Genomic DNA, 24,476 nt, shown 5'->3' with positions numbered 1-24,476 from the left:
AAGCAAAATACAACAACTAAAACGAATAGCCATAAAAAAAATATGTAAATAAAAAGGCAAAACGAATCGTTTTGCCTTTTTATCTCTATAAAATCCAATCTTTAGGATTCTCTAATACTTTAATCAATCTTTCTTCTTCTGAGTTTTTTGCTGGTTGATGATTGTATTTCCATTGAACAATTGGCGGCAAACTCATTAGAATACTTTCTATTCGTCCGTTGGTTTTTAAACCAAAAAGAGTACCTCTATCATGTACCAAATTAAACTCTACATAACGACCTCTTCTTATTTCTTGCCAATCTTTTTGTGCTCTTGTAAATTCTATTTCTTTTCTTTTTTCTACAATAGGCACATAGCTTTCTAAGAAACTATTCCCTATTTCTGTCACAAAATTGTATCTATCTTCTATAGAAAATTCTTCTGTTTCCTTTTGATAATCGAAAAATAGACCACCAATTCCACGAGCTTCATTTCTGTGAGCATTCCAAAAATACTCATCACATACTTTTTTAAACTTCGGATAAAACTCTGGATGATGCTTATCGCAGGCTGTTTTACATGTTTGATGAAAATGAGTTGCATCTTCATCAAATAAATAATAGGGCGTTAAATCTTGTCCGCCACCAAACCATTGTGTTACAATGTTACCAGCGTCGTCATACATTTCAAAATAACGCCAATTTGCATGTACAGTTGGTATAAAAGGATTTATTGGATGCAATACTAAACTTAATCCACAAGCAAAGAAGTTTCCTTCTTTTACTTTAAATTGCTTTCTTAATGCTTCTGGTAATTCGCCAAAAACTTTAGAAATATTTACACCACCTTTTTCAAAAACGCCTCCATTTTCTATAACACGAGTTCTACCGCCACCGCCTTCTTCTCTTACCCAAAGGTCTTCTTGAAATTTAGCTTTACCATCTACTTCTTCTAATTTAGAAGTAATTTGGTCTTGTAAGTTTTCTATATATTTATAAAACTGATCTTTCATTTTCTTTATTTAATAAGGCTACTGTTTTTACTGATGCAGCAGTTACAGAAAGTGGTAAAACAATAATGATTCCAATAACCGGAATTAATAAACACAGCATAAAAACAATTCCGTTACCAATAGAAATACCTTTATTTTTCCCTACAAAATTAATACTGTCTTTATAATTAAAGTGTCTTTCTAAAGTGTAATCCATATTACCAAAACCTGCATAATATGCTTGTACTAAAAATAATAAAATAGTAGAAAAGATATTTACAACAGGAATAAATTTAAGTAATAAAATGGGGATTGTAATCAATAATTCTTTCCCTAAATTTCTGATATTAATTCTTATTCCTCGCCATAATTGTTCTTGAAAACTAGTTTTTCTGTGCTTGTGTTCTAAATCTCCATTAATATGAATTTCAATTTTCTCTGAAACGGCACTCATAAATGGCGCAGATAATGCTAAAATAATATGCTTATATAAGATTAAGCCTATTACTAAAACAAAGATGGCACCTATAACAGAGGTTATGGTTGTAAATGTTTCTTTTCCCCAATCCCAAATCCATATTTTGGCTAAAAAACTACCAATATTATCGGATAATCCATAAGCTGTAAAACCAATAATAGTTGCTGTTAAAATGCTAATTAATACCGGAACTGCAAAGTATTTCCATAGTTTAAGTTTAGATATTAAACCAAAAACACCAGAATATGCTGTTATTCCTGAAAGTATATTTTTAATCATTAGCATTGGTTTGCGTTAGCGATTGAAATGACATCCTTTTTGCTTTTTCTGCAAAAAGATATAATGGAAAGCGCGACTTTATGCTGATTTTTTTCAGCACAAAGTAACGCCCATATTATATATCTAAATCATAGATTTATTACAGTAAGTATTTGCTTCAAAATCTCTTATATTCATAGAAATAACTGGCACTTTAGGAAACAATGTAGTTAAAGTTGCTACAATTGCGTATGAAAGATCTGATTTTTGTTCTCCAGTTCGTCCTTCCATTATGTTACCAAAAACATGAATAAAATCTGCTGATTCACTTTGTACTAAAGAGTGTTTAAACGGGTTTAAGCGTACTTTAATATCATCTCTATCAAATAAACCTGTAGAAAAAGCCGTTTCAAAAACGGCTTCTAAAATTTTTCTTGGTTCTCGTAATTCTAAAATGTTTTCTGAACAATCTAAAATAAAATGTGGCATTCTTAGTATGCTTTATATTCTTTTACAGCATCTATAAATGCTTTTGCGTTTTCTAATGGAATGTTTGGTAAAATACCATGACCAAGGTTTACAACTAATCTGTCTTTACCAAATTCATTAATCATTTGATGCACCATTTTTTTGATGACCGCTGGTGGAGAGAACAATCTTGTTGGATCGAAATTACCTTGTAGTGTAATTTTTCCGCCAGATAAATAACGTGCATTTCTTGGAGAACACGTCCAATCTACCCCTAAAGCAGAAGCACCCGATTTAGACATCTCGTCTAAAGCAAACCAACATCCTTTACCAAATGCAATAACTGGAGTTTCGTCTTTTAAGGCATCGATAATTTGTTGCATATATTGCCAAGAAAATTCTTGATAATCTAAAGGAGATAACATACCTCCCCAAGAATCAAAAACCTGAACAGCATCTACACCTGCTGCTGCTTTTGCTTTTAAATACGCAATTGTAGTGTCTGTAATTTTTTGTAATAAACTATGTGCAACCACAGGGTTTGTAAAACACAATTCTTTTGCTTTGTCAAAGTTTTTAGAACCTTGCCCTTGTACACAATAACATAAAATTGTCCAAGGAGAACCAGCAAAACCAATTAATGGCACCTCATCATTTAGTTTTTCTTTGGTTGCTTTAATAGCTTCCATTACATAACCTAAAGTGTCTTGAATATCTGGAACAATTACTGAATCTAAATCTTTTTGAGTACGAATTGGATTCGGTAAATAAGGTCCGAAATCGGGTTTCATTTGCACTTCTATATTCATTGCTTGTGGAATTACCAAAATATCTGAAAATAGAATTGCAGCATCCATTCCGTATCTACGGATTGGTTGCACTGTAATTTCTGATGCTAACTCTGGAGTTTGGCAACGTGTAAAAAAGTCATATTTCTTTTTTATTTCTTGAAATTCAGGCAAATATCTTCCTGCCTGACGCATCATCCAAACGGGTGGTCTGTCTACAGTTTCTCCTTTTAAGGCTCTTAAAAATAAATCTTTTTTTATCATTTTTTAGCTTTTGGCTATTAGCTTTTGGCTATTAGCTATTTATGATTATTGAACGTCATTGCGAACGTAGTGAAGCAATCTTCTAGTTTAGTAAGAGATTACTTGGTTATTCTTCCTCGTAATGACGATTTATATATTTACATTTTTGAAACAGCTAACATACTTTTATCTACAGCCTCTGCTATTTTCTTAATATCCTTGTCTGATAAAGCTGATGATAAAAACCATGCTTCAAACTGACTTGGAGGTAAGAAAACTCCATTTTTGATCATTTCCCAAAAGAAAACTGCAAACTTTTTTGTGTCAGATAATTGTGCTTTAACAAAATTAGTCACTTCACTATTTACAAAGAAAGGATTCAGCATAGAACCAAATCTATTTACAGTTAAAGCTACATTGTATTTCTTAGCAGTTTCTAATAAAATCACTTCTAAAATACTAGCCGTTTCTTCGAACTTTTTATACGGATCTTGTTTCTTCAATTCTGTTAAAGTTGATATCCCTCCTGCCATTGCAATTGGATTACCACTTAACGTCCCTGCTTGATACATGCCGCCTAAAGGGGCAACTTCTTGCATAATTTCTTCTCTTGCTCCATAAGCTCCTACTGGGAAACCTCCACCAATAACTTTACCTAAACACGTAATATCTGCCTCTACTCCTAATAATTCTTGCGCTCCACCAAATTTAGAACGGAATCCTGTCATTACTTCATCAGCAATTAATAAAGCTCCTTTAGTTTCTAAGTAGGCTTTTAATTCTACTAAGAAATTATTTTCAGGAACAACAACGCCCATATTACCAGCAATTGGTTCAATAATTACACCTGCAATATTATCGTCGTTTTCAAAATGTTTTTTTACACTATCTAAATCGTTAAAGTTAGAAATTAACGTGTTTTTTACAGCGCCTTCTGGCACTCCTTTAGAACCAGGTAAACTCAATGTAGCCAAACCAGAACCTGCAGCGACTAATAAAGCATCTTGGTGCCCATGGTAACAACCTGCAAATTTTATAATTTTATCTCTTCCGGTAAATGCTCTTGCCAAACGGATTCCGCTTAATACAGCTTCTGTACCAGAATTTACAAAACGGACTTTATCCATTCCCGGAAAAGCATCACAAACTATTTTTGCTAACTTAATTTCATTTTCTGTGGATGCTCCAAAAGAATATCCGTTTTTTAATGCTTTTTCAACAGCTTTTTGTACTTTTTTATGTCTGTGACCTAAAATCATTGGTCCGTAAGAAAGTACTAAATCTATATATTTGTTACCATCAACATCTGTAATTTTAGTTCCTTTTGCCTTTTTGATAAATAAAGGATTTCCACCAACTGAAGAAAATGCTCTTACTGGAGAATTTACGGCTCCAACAAGATGTTTTAATCCTTTTTTATATAATTTTTCTGATTTTTCGAATTTCATTTTTTTAGTTTTCTGTCATTGCGAACACAGTGAAGCAATCTGCTAATTAATTAAAAGATTACTTCGTCATTCTTCCTCGTAATGACGTTATTTTTTCAACAGAACCTTAGCTGCTTCCTTTGCAAAGTACGTAATAATAATATCTGCTCCTGCTCTTTTCATAGACAGTAAACTTTCCATCATTACTTTTTCGCCATCAATCCAACCTTTTTCTGCAGCGGCTTTTACCATTGCATATTCTCCACTTACATTATAACAAGCAATCGGACGATCAAAATTGTTTTTTAAATCTCTTATAATATCTAAATAAGATAATGCTGGTTTTACCATTAAAATATCGGCTCCTTCTTGATCATCAAAAGTTGCTTCTCGCATCCCTTCATCTCTATTTGCAGGATCCATTTGGTATGTTCTTCTGTCTCCAAAAGTTGGCGCAGAATCTGCTGCGTCTCTAAAAGGACCGTAAAAAGCTGAAGAATATTTTACAGCATATGCCATAATAGGTAAGTTTACAAAACCGGTATTATCTAAAGACTGACGAATCATATCAATCGTTCCATCCATCATTCCTGATGGTGCAACCATATCTACACCTGCTTTTGCATGCGAAATAACTTGTTTTGCAATATTTACTAAGGTAGCGTCATTATCAACATCATTGTCGTGTATAATTCCGCAATGACCATGAGAAGTATATTCACAGAAACATACGTCTGTAATTACATATAAACTCGGATAATTTTTCTTGATAAAACGAATTGCTTGTTGCATAATTCCGTTATCATTCCAAGTCTCTGTTCCTTTTTCATCTTTTGTAGATGGAATTCCGAATAATAAAACAGCCGGAATATCTAGTTCAACAACCTCATCTAATTCCTTAGAAATTCTATCTAAAGAAAAACGTTTGATTCCTGGCATAGAAACAATTTCTGCCTCTATGTTTTCTCCTTCTTCAATAAAAAGAGGATAAATAAAATCGTCTACAGATACCTTAGTTTCTCTAACTAATCTTCTAATTCCTTCTGTTTTTCTTAATCTTCTAGTTCTGAACATAAATTTTGGCTTATGTCAGGTCCAGCGCAGTCGAGACCTAATTTATAAAACCTCTCGAGAACTGCGTCCGTACTTTCAATCAAAAAATATTTTAATTGAAAGTAATACTCGAGGATACATTTTTTATTCTTTAGAGAAATAAGTGTTTACCAACTCTAAAAGGCTATCTACACTTGGCATGTTTGCTACCTCAACTTTCTCAAAATATTTTCTTGCTTCTACGGCAGTTGTTTCTCCAATACAAAAAGCAATTCTATCTGGGTTATTTTCTTCTAAATAGCTTTCAATTCCTGATGGACTATAAAATAAAACTCCAGAAACTTCATCATCAATTTTTTCTGAACTTAGCATGGTCTTGTAAGCCTCTACTTCAGTTACTTGAATATCTCTTGCTTTTAAAGAAGCTGGTAACACATCTAATCTTAGATTACTACAAAAATAAGTTACTTTTTTAGTTTCTAATTCTTCTGCTAAATATTCTGCTAATTTCTTAGCATTTTTTGCAGCATGTGCTACTTTACCAATTCTATTTTCAATTAGCTTTTTTGTTCTTCTACCTACACAGTAAATGTTCTTAAAATTCATTTCATCTTTTGTGAAAGAATTTAACAACGCTTCTACTCCATTCTGACTTGTGATAATAACGTTTTCTATTTCGTTTTTCATCACCTTAGCAGGAATTCTATTAAAACGAATTTTAATAAAATCGCTATCTTTTACACCAATAGTTTCAGAAACAATTTCTTTTTGAAGCTCAGAAAGCTTCTTCGTAGAAAAGATATTTTGCAAAGGTGCTACAGTTTCTGCTGCATCTTCTTGCATTAATTCTTTACCACCTTTATTAATTACATAATCTGCACAATCTTTAGCCAAATAACGATGGCTTCCCATTTTTGCATTCTTAGTAACTGTAATTTTCTTAGAACCGTCTTTTTTTAATAAAACTCCTTTAAAAACTACTTCTTCTGTTCTTGCATCAATATAAGCCAAAGCTCCAATTGGCGCAGTACAACCACCTTCTAAAAGGTTTAAAAATTCTCTTTCTATGCCAACACAAACCTTAGTTTCGTAATGATTAATTTGTTCACAAGCATCTCTTACAAAATCATCTTTTTCTAAACAAGCAACCATAATAGCCCCTTGTGCTGGTGCAGGAACCATCCATGTTAACGGAATTGCTTCTGCTTCTCTTAAACCTAAACGTTCTAATCCTGCAGCAGCAAAAATTGCTCCATTCCAAGTTTCACTATTGGCTAATTTTTCTAATCTTGTATTTACATTTCCTCTTATTCCTTCTACTTTATGCGTAGGATAACGGTCTAACCACATTGCTTTTCTACGGATACTACCTGTAGCGATAATACCATCTGGTTGTCCAAAAAACTCTTCGTTATCTTTTAAAACCAATAAATCTATATAATCTGCACGCTTTAAAACTGCAGCTTGTATGATACCTTCTGGTAAAACAGTAGGTACATCTTTAAGAGAATGTACAGCAATATCAATATCACCATTTAACATAGCAACATCTAAATTCTTAGTAAATACACCTGTAACACCTAACTCATATAAAGGTTTATCTAAAACAATATCTCCAAAAGATTTTATAGGTACTATCTCAGACTCATAGCCCAACTCCTTTAATTCTTTGCGCACTTTGTTAGCTTGCCAAAGCGCTAATTGGCTATCGCGAGTTCCTATTTTAATTATTTTCTGCATGGTGTTTTGATTAAGATTTAAAAACCTTATTAATTACTTGTAGGCTTTGTGAAACAGATGTTTCTTCATCTTTTAAGTGTTTCACAAATTGGGTGGTTATTTTCTGTATAAAACGTGAAGTTAAAATTTCTGCCTGATTTTCATCAAAACCAGCAATTTTTTTCTTCTGAAAGTTAATTTCGTCGTTTGTAATATTTTCTAATGATTTCTTTAAAGCAGCAATTGCAGGCGTAAATCTTCTATGATTTAACCATTCATTAAACTCTGCTTTATGTGTTTCTATAATTGCTTCTGCATACGGTACTTCTTGTTGACGTACCGCTAAAGTTTCATCTGTAATTTTAGAAAGCTCATCTATATTTACTAAAGTAATACCATCAAAATCAGCAACATCTTTTGCCACATTTTCAGGCATCGATAGATCTAAAATTAACAATTCTTTATTCTTAGCAATAAGTTCTTTTGTAATAGTAGGTTTGTCTGCTCCTGTAGAAACAATTAAAACATCTGCTTTTTCAATTTCGTCAGATAAGTTTTCTATAACAGCTTTTCTAATAGTAGCATGTTCTTTTACAAATTCTGTTGTTTTTTCTTCAGTTCTATTGATTAAACAAACAGTTTTGTTTTGTGTGTATTCTGCTAAGTTTTTACAAGTATGTTTTCCCATTTTACCCAAACCAAAAACTAAAATGTTTTTAGAATTGTAACCTGGTAAATTTTTAATTAGATATTGTATAGCGGCATAAGAAACAGAAGTTGTTCCAGAACTTAATCTTGTTTCATTTTTAACCCTTTTACTAGCTTGTAGTACAGAGTTAATCAATCTTTCTGAATACGCATTGGTCGTTTTTAACGATTTTGCTATTTTGTACGACTGTCTTAATTGTCCTACAATTTCATAATCACCTAAAATCTGACTTTCTAATCCGGTACCAATTCTAAACAACTGATGTATTGCTTCTTGATTTTTATAAACATTAGAAACTTTAGAAAACTCTTGAATGGTTCCTTCAGAAAACTCACATAACAATTCTATTAATTGACATGGACGTTCTGCAAAACCACTTATTTCTGTTCTGTTGCAGGTAGAGATTATAAAGACCCCTTTATGCCCTCTCATTTTTGAAAGTTTTAACAATGAAATTTGATTTTCTTTGGATAAAGAAAATTTTCCACGTGTGTTAGCATCTGCTTTCTTGTAACTAACGCCAATATTATAAAAGTGCTCTTGCCTGTGCTCTTGCATATTATTCTAAAAGTTGGACAAAAGTATAAACTTCAATTAGAAAAAAATATCGCTTAAAGGACTATTTATAACGTTATATGTTTTTTAATTAAATTTTATGAGTAAAACACCTTAAAAGCATTACTTTTGCTGCATAATTGAGTTTTTATTTATTTTTATATAGAATCATTCTAAATAAAAAGATAGAAACTAAAAACATTAGAGATGTTTAAAAATGTCGGAGAAAGTACGTTTGAAGAAATTACTTTAGAGAAAGGTTTTTATGTACTTCATTTTCAGAATGAAAGTAAAGAAGTACATAACTTTGAAAGAAAAATTAATAATGCATTTATACAAATTCATTTTTGTTTAAGAGGTAAATCTAAATTTTTATTTAATAATGGCAGCTACTCTTTTGATGTTCTAGACAATAGAGCAATTCTATTATACAACCCACAAGGAGTTTTACCTATCAATTTAGAAATTCAACCCAAAACAACATTGGTTTCGTTATTAATTTCTATAGAGAAATTTCACTCGTTATTTTCTAAAGAGTCTGGTTACATTCCTTTTTTAAGTGATGAAAACAGCAACAAGAAGTATTATGACGACACAGAAATTAAACCTACTGTTTCTATTATTTTACAGCAAATTATAAATTCTAAAACAAATAGTTCTATTAGAGAATTATATGTTAGAGGAAAAGTTTACGAATTATTAAGTATCCATTTTCAAAAAGAAGAAAACCCAGAAGGTGAATTTTGTCCTTTTTTAGTAGATGAACAAAATGTATTAAAAATTAGAAAAGCAAAAGAAATTATCATTGCTAGAATGGCAGAACCACCAGGTTTGCAAGAATTAGCAAATGAAATTGGTCTAAATATCAAAAAATTAAAAGAAGGGTTTAAACAGATTTATGGAGATACCGTTTTTAGTTTTCTTTTTGATTACAAAATGGAGTACGCTAGAAAATTATTAGAAAGTAATCAATATAATGTGAATGAAGTTGGTGTAAAAGTAGGCTACAGCACCTCTAGCCACTTTATTGCAGCCTTTAAAAAGAAGTTTGGCACAACGCCAAAGAAGTATGTAATGAGCTTAAAAGAGTAAATAGCAAGCTAAACTAAAATTTAAAAAAACATCTTTTTTTAACTTTGAATCAAAATTAATTTGGAACAATTAACACATTACGACATAGAAAATAATCAAAAGCAATTTCCTATAACAATTGTTTGCGATGCTATTAGAACACCTGAAAACATAGGAATGTGTTTTAGAATTTCGGAAAGTTTTGGAGTACAAAAAATTTATTTTCATGAGAACTCACCTTCTACAGAAAATAGAATTGTAAAAAAGACAGCAAGAAACACGGTAAACCAAATTCAGCATGAAGTTTATACTAATTTTGATTTACTGATTCACCAATTAAAGCAAGAAGGAAACACCATTATTGGTATAGAAATTACTGATAAAAGTATCGATATTCAAAATTTTAATTTTAAAAATCATGAAAAAATCGTATTACTTTTGGGAAGTGAAAGAAACGGAATTGAAAATGTAGATTTATTAGACCATACCATTGCAATACCAATGTTTGGTAGAAACTCTAGCATGAATGTTATACACAGTTTAGCAATCACTTTGTATGAAGTTACTAATCAACTAACAGTAAGCAAAAATAAAATATAAGAGTTTCATTTCTATAAATTTGAAACTAAAACTTAAATACTTTGAAACTTTTTTAAATGAAAGGAATATTACTAAACAATTTAGGATCACCAGACTCTACAGACACCAAAGATGTAAAGAGTTATTTAGGAGAATTTTTAATGGACGAACGCGTAATAGACATTCCGTATTGGAAACGCTGGTTGCTTATTAACGGAATTATTTTACAAACAAGACCAAAAAAAGCAGGTGCTGCTTATAAAAAAATTTGGTGGAAAGAAGGTTCTCCATTAGTTGTAATCTCTCAAAGATTTACAGACAAAGTAATAAAAAAAGTAGACCTACCTGTTGCTTTGGCAATGCGTTACGGTTCTATGACCATGGAAAAAGGTATTAAAGAACTTGTTGATAAAGGAGTAACAGAAATCTTTTTAGCACCATTATATCCGCATTACGCAATGTCTTCTTACGAAACGGTTGTTGTAAAAGCAGAAGAAATTTTAGCAGAAAAATATCCGCAAGTAAAATTAGACGTTTTACCTGCTTTTTATAATGAACCAGATTACATAAAAGCAATGAGTAACAACATTGCGAATCATTTAGAAGGTTTTGATTATGATCATATCTTGTTTTCATATCACGGAATTCCGGAGCGTCATATAATGAAATCTGACGTTACTAAAAACCACTGTAAAATTGATGGTTCTTGTTGTGAGCGCAATTCTGTTGCACATCACACATGCTACAGACATCAATGTTTTGAAACTACAAAAGAAATTGCTAAAGCCTTAAACTTAAAAGAAGGTACGTATAGTAATTCTTTTCAATCTCGTTTATTAAAAGATCCTTGGTTAAAACCTTATACAGATTTCGAAATAGAGAAATTTCCATCAGAAGGAAAAAAGAAATTAGCCGTTGTAACTCCTGCCTTTGTTGCTGACTGCTTAGAAACTCTAGAAGAAATTGCCATGGAAGGAAAAGACGAGTTTTTAAAGTTTGGAGGTACAGATTACAAACACATACCTTGTATGAATGACAATGACGATTGGGTAGATGTTATGGTAAAATGGATTAACGACTGGAGAAATAAGTAAAATTATTAGAAGCTTTTTCCTGCTTTCTGCTATATCTTTTTTCTTCTGTTCTCGATATAAATTTGCAAAAAAGCAAATTCACTCGAACTGCCAGAAAAAAGGATGCCGCTTCAATCAGGGCTAAACTTGTTTGCAAACAAATAGCTAAAATTAAAATATATTCTAGTATTCAATATGTCATTTCGAAATGAGCTTTTTTTTAGCAATTGAGAAACCTTATTATAAGTAAAACTTAGATTCCTCCTAATTCTTCATTAGTAATGACATCGATTAGAATAAATAAAATTAAAAAATTATGGATTTCCTATACGTAAAAGCTTTACATATTATTTTTATTGTTACTTGGTTTGCTGGGTTATTTTATATTGTTCGCTTATTTATGTATCATGTAGAAGCAGAAAAGAAAACAGAACCTGCAAAAGAAATTTTACAAACTCAATATAAATTAATGAGCAAAAGGTTGTGGTATATTATTACTTGGCCTTCTGCAATTTTAGCAAGTATCTTTGGCTTTTGGATGTTGTACAAAAATCCGCATTATTTAGAAATGCCTTGGATGCACATAAAACTTACTTTTGTCTTAGCATTGTATGTTTATCATGGTTTTTGCCATAAAATATACAAACAATTACAGAATAATATTATAAAATACACAGCATTCAAATTAAGAATTATAAACGAAGCACCAACACTTATTTTATTTGCAGTCGTTTTTTTAGTAACCCTAAAATCTGCTATAAATTGGATTTGGGGTGTTGTAGGTATTATCCTTTTTGGAGTACTGTTAATGTTAGGAATTAGACTCTACAAGAAGATAAGAGAAAAAAGATCTTGGGAAAAAGCTGAGAGAGAAGTTTTAGAAAGTGATCATAAAAAAGAATAAGTAAATAAAACTCATTTCAACATTAACTATTTTAAAAACTGATATCTTAGATTAAAAAACATGAAAAACAAAATTTTAGCATTCTCTATCCTTATCATCTTATTTTCTTGCACTTCTAATGATGACCAACCAGAATTTTATGGGTTGGGAGATTTTAGCGGTAATTTTAGAGTTAGACAATTTACCCCTTCAATACAAGCATATTGTACAGGTAGTTCTGTTGACGACTCTATTGATTTGATAATTAATTCTGATGACAGCTTTATTCATAGAAAATACAAAAGAGATCCTAATAATAATAAGTGTGTATACTCAAAAACCTTAACCGGTAAATTAACTATAACCCATAGCCGTTATAATAGAATTTGGGGATCTTTTAAATACGACAACTCTGATGTTGAAAATTACTTTATTCTCAATTCAACTATTGACGGAAAACATGACGAAATTGATTTTGACTTTGAAAATCCTAATACTGAAAATCCTAACCAAATATTTTTTTATAGAATCGATTAAATCACCCTCTTATACTTTGTTCAAACGGAATTCTATTTACAATAGACCTACCTAAAGTAACTTCATCTGCGTATTCTAATTCATCACCCACAGAAATTCCACGTGCAATTGTAGATGTTGTTATATTAAATTTTTCTATTTGTTTAAAAATATAGAAATTAGTCGTATCACCCTCCATTGTAGAACTTAAAGCAAAAATCAATTCTTTAACTTCTCCGCTCTCTACTTTCTTAATTAAACTTTCTATTTTTAAGTTTTGAGGACCAATACCTTCAATCGGAGAAATTTTACCGCCCAAAACATGGTACAATCCATTAAATTGAGACGTACTTTCAATAGCCATTACATCTCTAATATCTTCTACAACACAAACAATCTCTGGGTTTCTCTTTACATTATAGCAAATATCACACAATTCAGTATCAGAAATATTATGGCATTTTTCACAGTTTTTCACATCATTTCTTAAATGCAACAAAGCCTCTGTTAAAAATTTGGTATTATCCGAAGGTTGCTTTAACAAATGTAGTACTAAACGCAATGCAGTTCTTTTCCCTATCCCTGGTAAACGAGATACTTCGTTCACTGCATTTTCTAAAAGTTTTGATGAAAAATCCATAGTCGGCAAAATTACAATTTTAAAGAGAAAAAAGATGCAAGATGTTTAAGAAAAGTAACTCTTTTTACAAACGACTTCACCGCTATCTTATCCATTATTTTCTTTATACACTTTTCTATATTCTATTCTCTAAAAATCCTATATTCGTGCATTAAAATAGAACATTCTTAATTACTCTATGCAACCACTTTACATCTTATTATTAATCGTCGCTTATTTTTCTGTATTAATATTTATTTCTTACATCACCGGGAAATCTGCAGACAACAAAACCTTTTTTAAAGCAAATAATTCTTCACCTTGGTATCTAGTTGCCTTTGGTATGATTGGTGCCTCTCTATCTGGAGTTACATTTATTTCTGTACCTGGTTGGGTAGAAACAGATTCTATGAGTTATTTTCAAATGGTTCTAGGCTATGTTGTTGGGTACTTAGTAATTGGTTTGGTATTACTGCCTCTCTATTATAAACTAAATTTAACTTCCATCTATACCTATTTACAAGATCGTTTCGGAAACTATTCTTACAAAACAGGTGCGAGTTTCTTTTTACTTTCTAGAGTAATTGGTGCAGCATTTCGATTATTTCTAGTAGCAAATGTCTTACAAGTTATTTTGTTTGATGCCTATGGTGTTCCTTTTTGGGTTACGGTTTCTATTACTATTTTATTAATTTGGTTGTACACTTTTAAAGGCGGTATAAAAACAATTGTTTGGACAGATACTTTACAAACCTTATTTATGCTGCTTGCTGTAGGTGTTTGTATTTACACCATTTCTACCGAAATGAAGATTGACAATATATTTACCTATGTTGCCGATAGCGAACTCTCTAAAACGTTCTTTTTTGAGGATGTAAATGCAGGGAATTATTTTTGGAAACAATTTTTAGCAGGAGCATTTATTGCAGTTGTAATGACTGGTTTAGACCAAGATATGATGCAAAAAAACTTAACGTGTAGAAACTTAAAAGACGCGCAGAAAAACATGTTTTGGTTTACAATTGTCTTGGTAATTGTTAACTTTTTCTTTTTAGCTTTGGGTGTTTTATTAACCGATTACGCACAACAAAACGGCATAGACGCCCATAAAGATCAACTTTTTCCATTAATAGCAACCCAAGGAACTTTAGGTTTGGCTACAGCGCTATTTTTCTTATTAGGATTAATTGCTGCTGCATATTCTAGTGCAGATTCTGCCTTAACTTCTTTAACCACTTCTTTTAGTATCGACATTTTAGAAATTGATAAAAAGAAAGAGAAAAATGAACAAGAAAAAATTAGAAAAAGAATACATATTATATTCTCTCTAATATTAATTGCCACCATTCTTATCTTTAAATATTTTATTGCAGATGCAAGTGTAATTGCAAAAATATTTACGTTTGCTGGTTATACCTACGGACCATTATTAGGCTTATATGCTTTTGGAATGTTTACCAAAATGAATGTAAAAGATAAAATAGTACCTTTAATTTGTTTAATAGCTCCTATACTAACTTTAATCATTAGCTATTATTCTAAAGAAAAATTAGGTTTCGATTTTGGATTTTTTGTATTGGTGTTAAATGGAGTATTAACTTTTATTGGATTAACTATAATTAAAAAGTAGATTGGTTTAAATCTAAGCTAAATTCCAATAACTTAACTAACAGTGTTTATGAGACAGTAAAACGCTTCTGTTTTAGATTACTATTAATTTTAAATAAACAAATATTAAATCTAATGTTTCTAATTCAAATTTAGAATTGAAATAAAATAATTCAATAGGTTGAGTTAAGTTTAAAATTTGACAACATGAAAAAAACAATTTCCATTATTGGAAGCGGACCATCTTCCCTCCTTTTAGCTGCTTTTTTAGACGCAAATAAATTTGAGGTTACTATATATGAAAAAAACAAAGCTGCCGGTAGAAAGCTATTGGTTGCGGGAAAAGGTGGTTTTAATTTAACTCATTCAGAACCTATAACTAGTTTTATAGAACGCTATACACCTAGTGATTTTTTAAAAAGGGCTTTACTTAGTTTTACCAATGATGATTTTAGAGATTGGTTAAAAGAGATTGGAATTCCTACCTATATAGGAAGTAGCAAAAGAGTCTATCCTGAAGACGGCATAAAACCAATTACGGTTTTAAATACAATATTAAATCATTTAAAAGAAAAAGGAATCATCTTTAAATATGAACACACTTTTTCTGGTTGGGATTCTGACCATAATTTAATTATAAATAATAAAACCATTACTTCTGATTATACAGTTTTCTCTTTAGGCGGAGGAAGTTGGAAAATAACAGGTTCTGACGGAAGTTGGTTAAACACCTTTCAAGAAAAAGAGATTAAAACCATGCCTTTTGAAGCTTCTAACTGTGCTTTTAAGGTAGATTGGAAAACTAATTTCATCATCCAAAACGAAGGAAATCCTTTAAAAAACATTGCTATTACTTGCGCTGATAAAACACAAAAAGGAGAAGCTGTAATTACAAAATTCGGTTTAGAAGGAAATGCCATTTATGGGTTGAGTCCGCAAATTAGAGAACAGCTAAAATCAACAGAAAAAGCTCGTATTTATATCGACTTTAAACCGATGTTAACTTCAGAGAAAGTTACCTCTAAAGTGATCAATTCAACTTTAAAAAACACCACACAAATCTTAAAAAAAGAACTCAAATTAAGCAACTCTCAAATAGATTTATTAAAAACAACACTTTCTAAAGAGGATTATTTAGATGCAGTAATTTTATCAGAAAACATTAAAAAGTTTCCACTAGAAATTATCGGTTTGGGAATTCTAGATGAAGCAATATCCACTGTTGGTGGCATTAACCTAAATGCTGTAGATACTCATTTTCAGCTACATAAAATCCCGAATCAATATTGTATTGGGGAAATGTTAAATTGGGATGCGCCTACTGGTGGATATTTAATTCAGGGGTGTGCTAGTATTGGCGTTTACCTTGCAAAATATTTCAATAAAAATGCTTAAAAAGCATGTTTTAGAATGTTTATCCTGTTAAAATATTCTGTATTTTTACTGTATCCAATTTAAAAGAATGTCTAAAGATTTAAGTAATTATAGAAAATCCTACGAAAAGCAAGAACTTTTAGAAAGTATTTGCCCAGAAAACCCCATAGAATTATTCCAAACTTGGTTTATAAAAGCAGACACATCCAACATGGTTGATGAAAGCAATGCAATGACCGTTTCTTCCATTGGTTTAGATGGTTTCCCTAAAAGTAGAGTTGTTTTATTAAAAAAATTTACTTGGGAAGGTTTTATCTTTTACACCAATTACAATTCAGAAAAAGGAAAAGCAATTGCAGCAAATAATAATATTTGTTTGTCTTTCTTTTGGCCAGCCTTAGAACAACAAATAATTATAAAAGGAAATGCAGAACTGTTAGCAGAAAATTTGTCTGATGGCTATTTTGAATCGAGACCAGACGGTAGCAAACTAGGTGCTTGGGCATCTAACCAAAGTGAAGTGGTTGCTTCTAGAGAAGAATTAGATGGTAATTTAAAAACTTTTGAAAACCAATTTAAAGGAAAGGAAATAATAAGACCTAAACATTGGGGAGGTTATTTGGTAAAACCAATTTCTATAGAATTTTGGCAAGGGAGACCAAATAGAATGCATGATAGAATAAGATACACCCTAGAAGAAGATTTTTCTTGGAAAAAAGAAAGATTAGCACCATAAATTTTTATATTTACAACTCAACAATAAGAATTGAATGAAAACTTTATACATTGTTAGACATGCAAAATCTTCTTGGGAATACTCAGGAATAGAAGATATTGACAGACCTCTAAAAAAACGCGGAATAAAAGATGCACATTTAATCTCTAAGTTCTTAGCTAAAGAAATAGACAGACCAGATGTTTTTGTATCAAGTAGTGCTAATAGAGCATTGCATACAGCGATTATTTTTTGTGAAAATTTCGAATTTCCATTATCGAACCTTCAAGTAAAAAGACAACTATATAGCTTTAGTGATGGGTATTTGGTAAAGACAGTAAACGCTTTAGATGATGGTTTTAATTCTGCAATCATTTTTAGTCATGATCATGGTATTAATTCGTTTGTAAACAAGTTTGGTAACAAGCCCATTTCTCATGTATCAACTTGTGGTGTTGTAGGTATACAGTTTGAAGAAAAGCACTGGAAAAACATAAAGAAAGGGAAAACGTTTATGATAGAATTCCCTAAAAACCATAAATAAAAATAGTTTGTTAGAAATTAAAAAATATGGAGCTATAGATATTGGTTCCAATGCAATTAGATTGCTTATTGCCAATGTAATTGTATCTGAAGACAAGGAGCCTCAATTTAAAAAATCTTCTTTAGTACGTGTTCCTATTCGTTTAGGAGCGGATGCTTTTGTTGGTGAAGGAATGATCTGTGAAAAAAACATTAGTAGAATGATTAATGCTATGGAAGCATTTAAATTATTAATGGATGTTCATGGCGTAGAAAGATATAAAGCTTGTGCAACATCTGCAATGAGAGAAGCAGAAAACGGAAAAGAAGTTGCAGCAAAAATTCTAAAACAAACAGGAGTACAAATTGATATCATTGGAGGAAAAGAAGAAGCAGCTATCATTTCATCTACCGACTTAAATCAATTAATAGAAGGAGATAATTCTTATTTATATGTTGATGTTGGTGGTGGTAGTACAGAATTCACCATATTTTCTGAAGGAAAAATTCTTACGTCAAAATCTTTTAAAATGGGTACAGTACGTTTGTTAAATAACAAAAAAGCTGTAAATAAAGAAATTTATGCAAATGTAGAGAAGTGGATTAAGAAAAACACTAAAGACTTAAAGAAGGTCTCTTTAATTGGTTCTGGAGGTAACATTAACAAGTTATTTAAAATGTCTGGACGAGCGGAAGGAAAACCAATTTCTTATATATATCTAAATGCTCAATATCAATTCTTAAAACAAATGACTTTTGATGAGCGGGTTTCTGAGTTAAGTTTAAACCCAGATAGAGCTGATGTTATTATACCTGCAACAAAGATATACTTGTCTGCAATGAAATGGAGTGGGGCAAGAAAAATTTATGTTCCTAAAATTGGTCTTTCAGACGGGATTATTAAAAGCCTATTTTACAATAAGTTGTGATTTTTTTATGATTTCTTTAACATAATTTGTACTTTTGAGAAGAATGATGTGACTTACTAGAAAAGTTTGTGTCATAAATATGAATAAAAACTCAAAATACAAATCTATTATGAAAAAAATTTTACTAGGTGCTACATTATTAATGTTTGGTGCAACAGCATTTGCACAAGACTTACCACAAAACCCAGAACCAGGAAAATGCTACGTACGTTGTAAAACTCCTGAAGTTTGGAAAAATGAAGACGTAACAATAGAAGTTGCTCCGGCATACAAAAAAATTGTTACACATCCTGCAGAATACAATACTGTTACAGAAAGAGTATTAATTAAAGAAGCTGGACAGCGTTTAGTTGTTGTACCTGCTGTGTGGGAAGACAAAACAGTAAGCTATACTGCTAAAGAAGATGCTAATAAATTAAGAGTTATTCAAGCAACATTTAACCCAGATTCTGAAACTATTGAAACAAAAGCAGCTTCTGCAAATTGGGAAATGAGTGAAAAAGCTCCTGATTGTGAGTCTAGCGACCCTAATGACTGTAGATACTGGTGCTACAAACCAGTTCCTGCAAAATACGTTACAATTCCTTTAACTAAGTTAGATAAAGACGCAAGTACTGTTTCTGACAAAGTTCCTGGTTATGAGAAAACCTATACAACAAAAGTTATGGTTTCTGCACCAACTACAAAATCTATTGAAATTCCTGCAGAGTACGGAAATATCAACAAAACAGTTTTAGTAAAAGATGCATGGCTAGAAGAAGTTACTGTTGCTGCGAAATACAAAACTGTAACTAAAGAAATTTTAGTAAATAAAGGAGGTCTAACAACTTGGAAAGAAGTTGAGTGTGAATTAGTAAACAATACTATTTTACCTATTAACTGGAACTTAGGAAGCGCTACTTTAACTTCTGCTGCTAAAGGAATTATCGATACAAGATTATTACCAGTTCTAAAAACGGGGGTATCTGTAGCTTTAGAATCTCATACAGACTCTAGAGGAACAAAAGAGAGTAACCAAGATTTATCTGAAAGAAGAGCGCAAGCAGTTACTAACTATTTAATTTCTAAAGGTGTAAACCCAAGTAAATTAACTGGTAATGGTTATGGTGAAGCAAAATTAACTAACAGATGTGCAGATGGTGTTTCTTGTACAGAAGCGCAACACAGAGCCAACAGAAGAACTACATTTAGAGTAGTGAATGAAAAATAATTATCTTCTAAAAACTAGAGGTAAAAAAACCGGAGCAAATTGCTTCGGTTTTTTTTATGTTTAATAATTCTCTATAACAGATTGAATAAATGGATAATAATAATCTGTAAGAATTAACCCTTTTTTATAGCCAATCATTTTTCCTTTGTGGTTTACAAAAACTAACGTGGGAAATGTATTTATATTAAACTTCCTTTTTAAATCATTGTTTACTTCTAACTGCTCAGGAGAAACCAAATCTAAATTTCTAGGACTATCTGCCTCGTATAATATTAAATCATTATCTGCGATAGCCTTAAACTTTTCTGAATGAAAAAGATTCTTATCTAAAACAATACATGGTCCGCACCAATCTGATCCAGTAAAATAAATAAGTACTGGTTTATTTTCTTTTTTAGACTTCTTTAAAGCATCGCTAAAAGAAGGTTCCCAATTTATAGAAAGGGCTTCTTTATTTTCTTTTTGATTTTCTACATGTTGCTCTTGTGCTACATTATTTGTAATAGAAAAAAAACAAATAGTAAAACCTAAAAATACTTTTTTCATGAATGTTAATTTTATTAAAAATATCAAAAATAATACCAGAAAAAAAACTCGAAATAAAAATTATTATAATCAGAAATAAATAAAAGCTTTAACTCTAGTTTAAAAAAATAAAAAAAGCCGTAATTAAAAAATTACGACCTTAGTTATTCTTAGAATATAATAAATTCAATCCCCCAATTTAATTATTATATATTATCGTCAGAACAATAACAAAAATACAAAATTTTTAAATATTTTCAATAAAACAACAGCATTTACTTATTAATTATACTAATTTTATAAAAAGGGTTAGAATAGTACAACTTTAGTGAGTATAAAAGAAGTTCTTCACATCTATAATTTACCTTAAAATAAGCATTTTCTAAAATATTAATTTAATAAAACACGCTAGACAACAATGACTATTAAAAAAAAGTGCTTATAAATTTAAAATATTATTTTATTAAATCTAAAGTTTTGTTACGTTGAATCTTATTTGTTTCTGTTTCTATAAATTTAGTTACAAAATAAATTTCTTTGGGAATTTCAAATTTAGTGAGTGCTTTTAATTGATTAATTTTCAATTTAAAAGAAACTTCAACTTCATTTGAGGTATAAGAATCTTCTATAATTAAAACGAGTTTTTCTCCTAATGTACTGTCTGGAATACCAGCTACAAAAAAACGCTTGCTAATTATTTCTGATAATTTTTCTTCAATTTTTTCTGGGTGTAGTTTGATTCCTCCTGAGTTTATCACATTGTCAAAACGCCCCAACCATTCAAATTGAGTTTCTGAAACTAAATTTACAATATCATTTGTAAAAATGACTTCATTTGAAACCTCTAGCGCATTAATAACCAAACAGTTTCTATCGTCTTTATAAATTTCTACATTTGGTAAAGTTTCATAAAACCCTTTTTGTAAAGATTTCATACTCGTATTTCTTTCTATTGAAGAAAAATTATTTAATCTTTTCACAGCAATGTGTGTAATCGTTTCTGTCATACCATAAGTAGCAAAAACAGTGCACGTAGTGTTTAAAATTTTATTTTCTAATTGCTTAGAAACTACTCCTCCACCAACAATTAACTTTTTAATTTGATTTAGTGAGTTTAAAGAATTCTCTAATTGTAGCGGCACCATTGCAGAGAAATCAAATATTTTTTTTATCCCTCGAAGAGGAAAAGAAGTTGGAGCCACTACATCTAATTGCCAACCTAAAGTTAACGCTCTTATCAACATCATTTTTCCGGCAATATATTCTGTAGGCAAACATAATAATGCCGTTGTATTTTCTTTTAAATAAAAAAAAGCACCGGTAGCCAAAGCAGAGTTTATCATCTTACTTTTTTGCAATTTTATATCTTTTGGAACACCTGTAGATCCTGAAGTTTTAACTATAATATATGGATCGTCAGAAAACCAGTTCTTTAAAAATTGGTGTATTTCATCAGAAAAAATAGATGCAAACGTTATAATTTCATCTACAGAAGAAAATGAAACGCCATTTAATTGAAATTTTATATGAAATCTGTTTCGTTTCAATCTTCTAAAATTCTATAATTTTCTTTTAAATTAACAGGTTGCTCTATTTTTCCTGTAAGTTTTTCTTTCCAGTTTTTCCATCCATATTTTTTAGAAAAAATAAATAATAGTATTGGATATAAAACTAAAACAGGGAAAAACATTTCCCATCCTACAGAAGGTTCTGAAGTATCAACATATAAAGCATCCGTTTGAAAAACGGTCCAATTTGTAGTCACAAAAAATGCTGCAACAATATTATTTATAGCATGTAAGCCAATTGCCAATTCAGTTCCTTCGTCCATTAAAGTAGTAATTCCGTAAAAGAAACCCGTACCAATATAAAAAACCATAGAAATATAGCCTAACTTCTCTACCTCTGGATTTGCACCATGTAGTAAACCAAAACAAACCGAAGTTAAAATTAAAGGTACCCATCTATTTTTAGCTAAAATTCCCAAACCTTGCATAAAATAACCTCTAAATAACAACTCTTCAAATGAAGTTTGAAAAGGTAAAAAGAGAAAAGAGACTGCTAATAAGGTAAAGAAAGGCACTGGATTAAAGTTCCAAACATAGTTTTCTGGAGCTAAAAGAATACCTCCCATAATTACAACAGAAGAAACAATTCCCCAAGTAATAAAACCAAACCAAAAACGCTTCCAATCTATCGATTTTCTACTTGTTAATAAAGATGTTACAGTTCTTTTGTGGATGTACTTAATTGCTATAACAAGACTAACCAATCCAAAAAAGAACATTAATATCATAAAAAAAAGAAAGAGGTTTTTATTGATATCTAACGTCATAAAGTTATCTTGAGCAGCCGCAGTAAACTCTGCCATATTTGCAGAATGCATAATAGCCAAAACCGTTAAAGGTATGACACCTAAAATTTGCCACCCAGCAAAAACGGCCATGATAGTTAATACCCAATGAAACCATTCATTGTTTCCTTTATATGCTTGTTGTATAAAATTCATATTTATAAATTAAAATCCCAGTTTTGAGTTTGATGATAATATAAAGCTCCATTTTTAACTACTAACGGACTTGCAAAATTATTTGTGAATAGCCCACCGGTTCCTAAACCTTGTGGTAAATTACTTTTTAATGTATGTGTAAATTGAGCAATAGCATTTAAACCAATATTACTTTCTAATGCAGAGGTTATCCACCAATCAGATTTTATTTCTTCTGCAAATTTAATCCATTCTAAACTACCAGCGAAACCACCGATTAAACTTGGTTTTAAAATGATAAATTGAGGTTGAATAGTTTGTAATAATTGATTTTTTTCTTCGGATGAAAACACACCTATTAACTCTTCATCCAATGCAATTGGCAAAGGTGTTGTAGCACATAAAGTAGCCATTTCTTCTACTTGACCTTGTTTAATGGGTTGTTCTATAGAATGAATTTCTAATTCGGATAAACGCTTTAATTTTTCTAAAGCATTCTTTGGATTAAAAGCACCATTTGCATCTACTCTTAACTCTATTTCTTTTGATGAAAATTCTTTTCGGATGGATTTTAACAACGCTATTTCAGTCTCAAAATTAATGGCACCAATTTTCATTTTGATACAAGAAAAACCTGCTTCTAATTTTTCTTTGATTTGTTTTTTCATAAACGCTTCTTCACCCATCCAAATTAGGCCGTTTATATCAATAGCTTCGTTCCCTTTGGTAAATTCTGATGGAAATAAATGAAACTTATCGTCACTTTTAAGTGATAAGAAAGCTTGCTCTAACCCGAATTGTATGGATGGAAACTCAGAGAGTTCTTTTAGCAAAAAGACCAAACCTTTATTAATGTTATTACAAACCCATATTAATTTTTCTTCATAATTAGGCACATCATCAAAGCTTAAGCCTCTAAACAAGCCCGTTTCTCCAACACCTATTTTACCATTTTTATTTAAAAAGATAAACCAAGTTTCTTTAGTTCTTAAAATTCCACGTGATGTTCCACTTGGGTTTTTAAAATTGAGAATGTATTTTTTGTAGGTAGCGTTTAACAAAAGAGTATAATTGATTTAGCGTTACAAAAATATTTCCACGTTTAGTGAAAACATTAATATTAAGATCGTATTTTAAATACAGAGAAAACAGCAAGTAATAAAATGAAAGATTATTCGTCTACTTTACCTTCTATAAAAACTTTAAGGTTATTCAAATAAGATTGATCTTGTTCTCTAAATGTTCCTTTAAAATAAGGAAAAATACATGCCATTATAAACGTATCACTTTGGCAACTTGCATTTAAAGTAACAGTGGTAACCCCATTACTTTCTGTAAAAATATAATCGTCTTTTTTAAGCATACCTTCTGCATCAAAAAACAAGGTTACTTTTTCATTTGGCACATAAGCCAACACTTTTTCGGTCATACTTATTTCTTGACCTTGGTTTAAAACAACTATTTTGTAAATACTTCCTATTTTACCAGGGTTTTCATTAACAACCTCAAAAGACTGTACTTCTGGAATCCAGTTTTGTACATCCTCAGAATTATTAAAAGCTGTAAAAACCTGATCTATGGACTTACTAATAGATACTTGAGCGGTATACGTTGTTTCTTTTACAATTAAACCTGTTAGTAGAAAAACAACTACAAATGCAGAAATGATTCCTAAAATTATTTTTATTGCTTTCAT

Annotated in this window: 25 protein-coding genes; 11 read left to right on the top strand and 14 right to left on the bottom strand. The window is 30.7% G+C overall.

The window, feature by feature from the left end:
• Positions 1-85 precede the first annotated feature (85 nt).
• The 8 genes from hemF to hemA all read right to left on the bottom strand — a co-directional run bounded on the left by hemF (position 86) and on the right by hemA (position 8,671).
• Positions 86-991 (bottom strand): oxygen-dependent coproporphyrinogen oxidase, encoded by a 906-nt coding sequence (gene hemF, locus WG945_RS16455; RefSeq protein WP_068449994.1) that lies wholly within the window; start codon positions 989-991, stop codon positions 86-88.
• Positions 972-1,727, bottom strand: a complete 756-nt coding sequence (locus tag WG945_RS16450; RefSeq protein ID WP_068449993.1) for an EI24 domain-containing protein — start codon at positions 1,725-1,727, stop codon at positions 972-974. Before WG945_RS16450 ends, hemF begins: the two co-directional genes overlap by 20 nt.
• Before the next feature lie 123 nt (positions 1,728-1,850).
• Positions 1,851-2,195 (bottom strand): 5-carboxymethyl-2-hydroxymuconate Delta-isomerase, encoded by a 345-nt coding sequence (locus WG945_RS16445; RefSeq protein WP_068449992.1) that lies wholly within the window; start codon positions 2,193-2,195, stop codon positions 1,851-1,853.
• A gap of 2 nt (positions 2,196-2,197) precedes the next feature.
• Positions 2,198-3,226 (bottom strand): uroporphyrinogen decarboxylase, encoded by a 1,029-nt coding sequence (gene hemE, locus WG945_RS16440; protein WP_068449991.1) that lies wholly within the window; start codon positions 3,224-3,226, stop codon positions 2,198-2,200.
• A gap of 137 nt (positions 3,227-3,363) precedes the next feature.
• Positions 3,364-4,653: a glutamate-1-semialdehyde 2,1-aminomutase gene (gene hemL, locus WG945_RS16435; protein WP_068449990.1), complete on the bottom strand. Its 1,290-nt coding sequence runs from the start codon at positions 4,651-4,653 to the stop codon at positions 3,364-3,366.
• Positions 4,654-4,740: 87 nt separating this feature from the next.
• Complete coding sequence (gene hemB / locus WG945_RS16430; protein ID WP_068449989.1) at positions 4,741-5,706, bottom strand: porphobilinogen synthase; 966 nt, start codon at positions 5,704-5,706, stop codon at positions 4,741-4,743.
• 123 nt (positions 5,707-5,829) lie between these two features.
• Positions 5,830-7,425, bottom strand: coding sequence for a hydroxymethylbilane synthase (gene hemC, locus WG945_RS16425; protein WP_068449988.1), 1,596 nt, complete (start codon positions 7,423-7,425; stop codon positions 5,830-5,832).
• A gap of 10 nt (positions 7,426-7,435) precedes the next feature.
• Positions 7,436-8,671 (bottom strand): glutamyl-tRNA reductase, encoded by a 1,236-nt coding sequence (gene hemA, locus WG945_RS16420; RefSeq protein ID WP_068449987.1) that lies wholly within the window; start codon positions 8,669-8,671, stop codon positions 7,436-7,438.
• Between the two features lie 204 nt (positions 8,672-8,875).
• Between hemA and WG945_RS16415 the strand changes: the two genes are divergently transcribed.
• The 5 genes from WG945_RS16415 (at position 8,876) to WG945_RS16395 (ending at position 12,811) form a co-directional block, all read left to right on the top strand.
• On the top strand, positions 8,876-9,760 hold the full coding sequence (locus WG945_RS16415; protein WP_068449986.1) for an AraC family transcriptional regulator: 885 nt from the start codon (positions 8,876-8,878) through the stop codon (positions 9,758-9,760).
• Between the two features lie 60 nt (positions 9,761-9,820).
• Complete coding sequence (locus tag WG945_RS16410) at positions 9,821-10,339, top strand: TrmH family RNA methyltransferase (RefSeq protein ID WP_068449985.1); 519 nt, start codon at positions 9,821-9,823, stop codon at positions 10,337-10,339.
• A 56-nt stretch (positions 10,340-10,395) separates the two neighbouring features.
• The gene (gene hemH, locus WG945_RS16405) at positions 10,396-11,412 is read left to right on the top strand and encodes a ferrochelatase (RefSeq protein ID WP_068449984.1); all 1,017 of its coding nucleotides are present in this window, start codon (positions 10,396-10,398) and stop codon (positions 11,410-11,412) included.
• Between the two features lie 295 nt (positions 11,413-11,707).
• Positions 11,708-12,295, top strand: coding sequence for a CopD family protein (locus tag WG945_RS16400; RefSeq protein ID WP_068449983.1), 588 nt, complete (start codon positions 11,708-11,710; stop codon positions 12,293-12,295).
• 60 nt (positions 12,296-12,355) lie between these two features.
• A complete protein-coding gene (locus tag WG945_RS16395) occupies positions 12,356-12,811 on the top strand; it encodes a hypothetical protein (RefSeq protein WP_068449982.1) in 456 nt (151 codons plus the stop codon).
• Position 12,812: 1 nt separating this feature from the next.
• Here the strand turns inward: WG945_RS16395 and recR are convergent, their stop codons facing one another.
• Entirely contained in the window at positions 12,813-13,430 is a 618-nt protein-coding gene (recR, locus tag WG945_RS16390) for a recombination mediator RecR (RefSeq protein WP_068449981.1), read from the bottom strand.
• 178 nt (positions 13,431-13,608) lie between these two features.
• Between recR and WG945_RS16385 the strand changes: the two genes are divergently transcribed.
• The 6 genes from WG945_RS16385 to WG945_RS16360 all read left to right on the top strand — a co-directional run bounded on the left by WG945_RS16385 (position 13,609) and on the right by WG945_RS16360 (position 19,767).
• The gene (locus tag WG945_RS16385) at positions 13,609-15,039 is read left to right on the top strand and encodes a sodium:solute symporter (RefSeq protein WP_068449980.1); all 1,431 of its coding nucleotides are present in this window, start codon (positions 13,609-13,611) and stop codon (positions 15,037-15,039) included.
• Positions 15,040-15,224: 185 nt separating this feature from the next.
• A complete protein-coding gene (locus tag WG945_RS16380) occupies positions 15,225-16,412 on the top strand; it encodes an NAD(P)/FAD-dependent oxidoreductase (RefSeq protein WP_068449979.1) in 1,188 nt (395 codons plus the stop codon).
• Positions 16,413-16,479: 67 nt separating this feature from the next.
• Positions 16,480-17,127 carry a pyridoxamine 5'-phosphate oxidase gene (pdxH, locus tag WG945_RS16375; RefSeq protein ID WP_068449978.1) on the top strand — a complete coding sequence of 216 codons (648 nt, stop codon included), beginning with the start codon at positions 16,480-16,482 and terminating at the stop codon, positions 17,125-17,127.
• A gap of 34 nt (positions 17,128-17,161) precedes the next feature.
• A complete protein-coding gene (locus tag WG945_RS16370) occupies positions 17,162-17,650 on the top strand; it encodes a SixA phosphatase family protein (RefSeq protein WP_068449977.1) in 489 nt (162 codons plus the stop codon).
• Positions 17,651-17,657: 7 nt separating this feature from the next.
• Complete coding sequence (locus tag WG945_RS16365) at positions 17,658-18,557, top strand: Ppx/GppA phosphatase family protein (protein WP_068449976.1); 900 nt, start codon at positions 17,658-17,660, stop codon at positions 18,555-18,557.
• Between the two features lie 109 nt (positions 18,558-18,666).
• Positions 18,667-19,767: an OmpA family protein gene (locus tag WG945_RS16360; protein ID WP_068450001.1), complete on the top strand. Its 1,101-nt coding sequence runs from the start codon at positions 18,667-18,669 to the stop codon at positions 19,765-19,767.
• A 60-nt stretch (positions 19,768-19,827) separates the two neighbouring features.
• Here WG945_RS16360 and WG945_RS16355 read toward each other — a convergent pair whose 3' ends face one another.
• From WG945_RS16355 to WG945_RS16335, 5 genes are all read right to left on the bottom strand, one after another.
• Positions 19,828-20,313, bottom strand: a complete 486-nt coding sequence (locus WG945_RS16355) for a thioredoxin family protein (RefSeq protein ID WP_082864240.1) — start codon at positions 20,311-20,313, stop codon at positions 19,828-19,830.
• A gap of 434 nt (positions 20,314-20,747) precedes the next feature.
• Positions 20,748-21,839, bottom strand: coding sequence for an AMP-binding protein (locus tag WG945_RS16350; RefSeq protein ID WP_068449975.1), 1,092 nt, complete (start codon positions 21,837-21,839; stop codon positions 20,748-20,750).
• Complete coding sequence (locus WG945_RS16345; RefSeq protein ID WP_068449974.1) at positions 21,836-22,801, bottom strand: CPBP family intramembrane glutamic endopeptidase; 966 nt, start codon at positions 22,799-22,801, stop codon at positions 21,836-21,838. Before WG945_RS16345 ends, WG945_RS16350 begins: the two co-directional genes overlap by 4 nt.
• A gap of 2 nt (positions 22,802-22,803) precedes the next feature.
• On the bottom strand, positions 22,804-23,841 hold the full coding sequence (locus tag WG945_RS16340; protein WP_068449973.1) for an o-succinylbenzoate synthase: 1,038 nt from the start codon (positions 23,839-23,841) through the stop codon (positions 22,804-22,806).
• Positions 23,842-23,951: 110 nt separating this feature from the next.
• The gene (locus WG945_RS16335; protein WP_068449972.1) at positions 23,952-24,476 is read right to left on the bottom strand and encodes an SRPBCC family protein; all 525 of its coding nucleotides are present in this window, start codon (positions 24,474-24,476) and stop codon (positions 23,952-23,954) included.

It is taken from the genome of Polaribacter atrinae (assembly GCF_038023995.1).
In the GTDB taxonomy this organism is placed as follows: Bacteria; Bacteroidota; Bacteroidia; order Flavobacteriales; family Flavobacteriaceae; genus Polaribacter; species Polaribacter atrinae.
This window is presented reverse-complemented; position numbering and strand designations above follow the sequence as displayed.

Excerpts from the sequence above, each read along its gene's own strand:
- hemF (WP_068449994.1), bottom strand. The coding sequence starts at position 991 with ATGAAAGATCAGTTTTATAAATATATAGAAAACTTACAAGACCAAATT.
- WG945_RS16450 (WP_068449993.1), bottom strand. The coding sequence starts at position 1,727 with ATGATTAAAAATATACTTTCAGGAATAACAGCATATTCTGGTGTTTTT.
- WG945_RS16445 (WP_068449992.1), bottom strand. The coding sequence starts at position 2,195 with ATGCCACATTTTATTTTAGATTGTTCAGAAAACATTTTAGAATTACGA.
- hemE (WP_068449991.1), bottom strand. The coding sequence starts at position 3,226 with ATGATAAAAAAAGATTTATTTTTAAGAGCCTTAAAAGGAGAAACTGTA.
- hemL (WP_068449990.1), bottom strand. The coding sequence starts at position 4,653 with ATGAAATTCGAAAAATCAGAAAAATTATATAAAAAAGGATTAAAACAT.
- hemB (WP_068449989.1), bottom strand. The coding sequence starts at position 5,706 with ATGTTCAGAACTAGAAGATTAAGAAAAACAGAAGGAATTAGAAGATTA.
- hemC (WP_068449988.1), bottom strand. The coding sequence starts at position 7,425 with ATGCAGAAAATAATTAAAATAGGAACTCGCGATAGCCAATTAGCGCTT.
- hemA (WP_068449987.1), bottom strand. The coding sequence starts at position 8,671 with ATGCAAGAGCACAGGCAAGAGCACTTTTATAATATTGGCGTTAGTTAC.
- WG945_RS16415 (WP_068449986.1), top strand. The coding sequence starts at position 8,876 with ATGTTTAAAAATGTCGGAGAAAGTACGTTTGAAGAAATTACTTTAGAG.
- hemH (WP_068449984.1), top strand. The coding sequence starts at position 10,396 with ATGAAAGGAATATTACTAAACAATTTAGGATCACCAGACTCTACAGAC.
- WG945_RS16400 (WP_068449983.1), top strand. The coding sequence starts at position 11,708 with ATGGATTTCCTATACGTAAAAGCTTTACATATTATTTTTATTGTTACT.
- WG945_RS16395 (WP_068449982.1), top strand. The coding sequence starts at position 12,356 with ATGAAAAACAAAATTTTAGCATTCTCTATCCTTATCATCTTATTTTCT.
- recR (WP_068449981.1), bottom strand. The coding sequence starts at position 13,430 with ATGGATTTTTCATCAAAACTTTTAGAAAATGCAGTGAACGAAGTATCT.
- WG945_RS16385 (WP_068449980.1), top strand. The coding sequence starts at position 13,609 with ATGCAACCACTTTACATCTTATTATTAATCGTCGCTTATTTTTCTGTA.
- WG945_RS16380 (WP_068449979.1), top strand. The coding sequence starts at position 15,225 with ATGAAAAAAACAATTTCCATTATTGGAAGCGGACCATCTTCCCTCCTT.
- pdxH (WP_068449978.1), top strand. The coding sequence starts at position 16,480 with ATGTCTAAAGATTTAAGTAATTATAGAAAATCCTACGAAAAGCAAGAA.
- WG945_RS16370 (WP_068449977.1), top strand. The coding sequence starts at position 17,162 with ATGAAAACTTTATACATTGTTAGACATGCAAAATCTTCTTGGGAATAC.
- WG945_RS16360 (WP_068450001.1), top strand. The coding sequence starts at position 18,667 with ATGAAAAAAATTTTACTAGGTGCTACATTATTAATGTTTGGTGCAACA.
- WG945_RS16355 (WP_082864240.1), bottom strand. The coding sequence starts at position 20,313 with ATGAAAAAAGTATTTTTAGGTTTTACTATTTGTTTTTTTTCTATTACA.
- WG945_RS16345 (WP_068449974.1), bottom strand. The coding sequence starts at position 22,801 with ATGAATTTTATACAACAAGCATATAAAGGAAACAATGAATGGTTTCAT.
- WG945_RS16335 (WP_068449972.1), bottom strand. The coding sequence starts at position 24,476 with ATGAAAGCAATAAAAATAATTTTAGGAATCATTTCTGCATTTGTAGTT.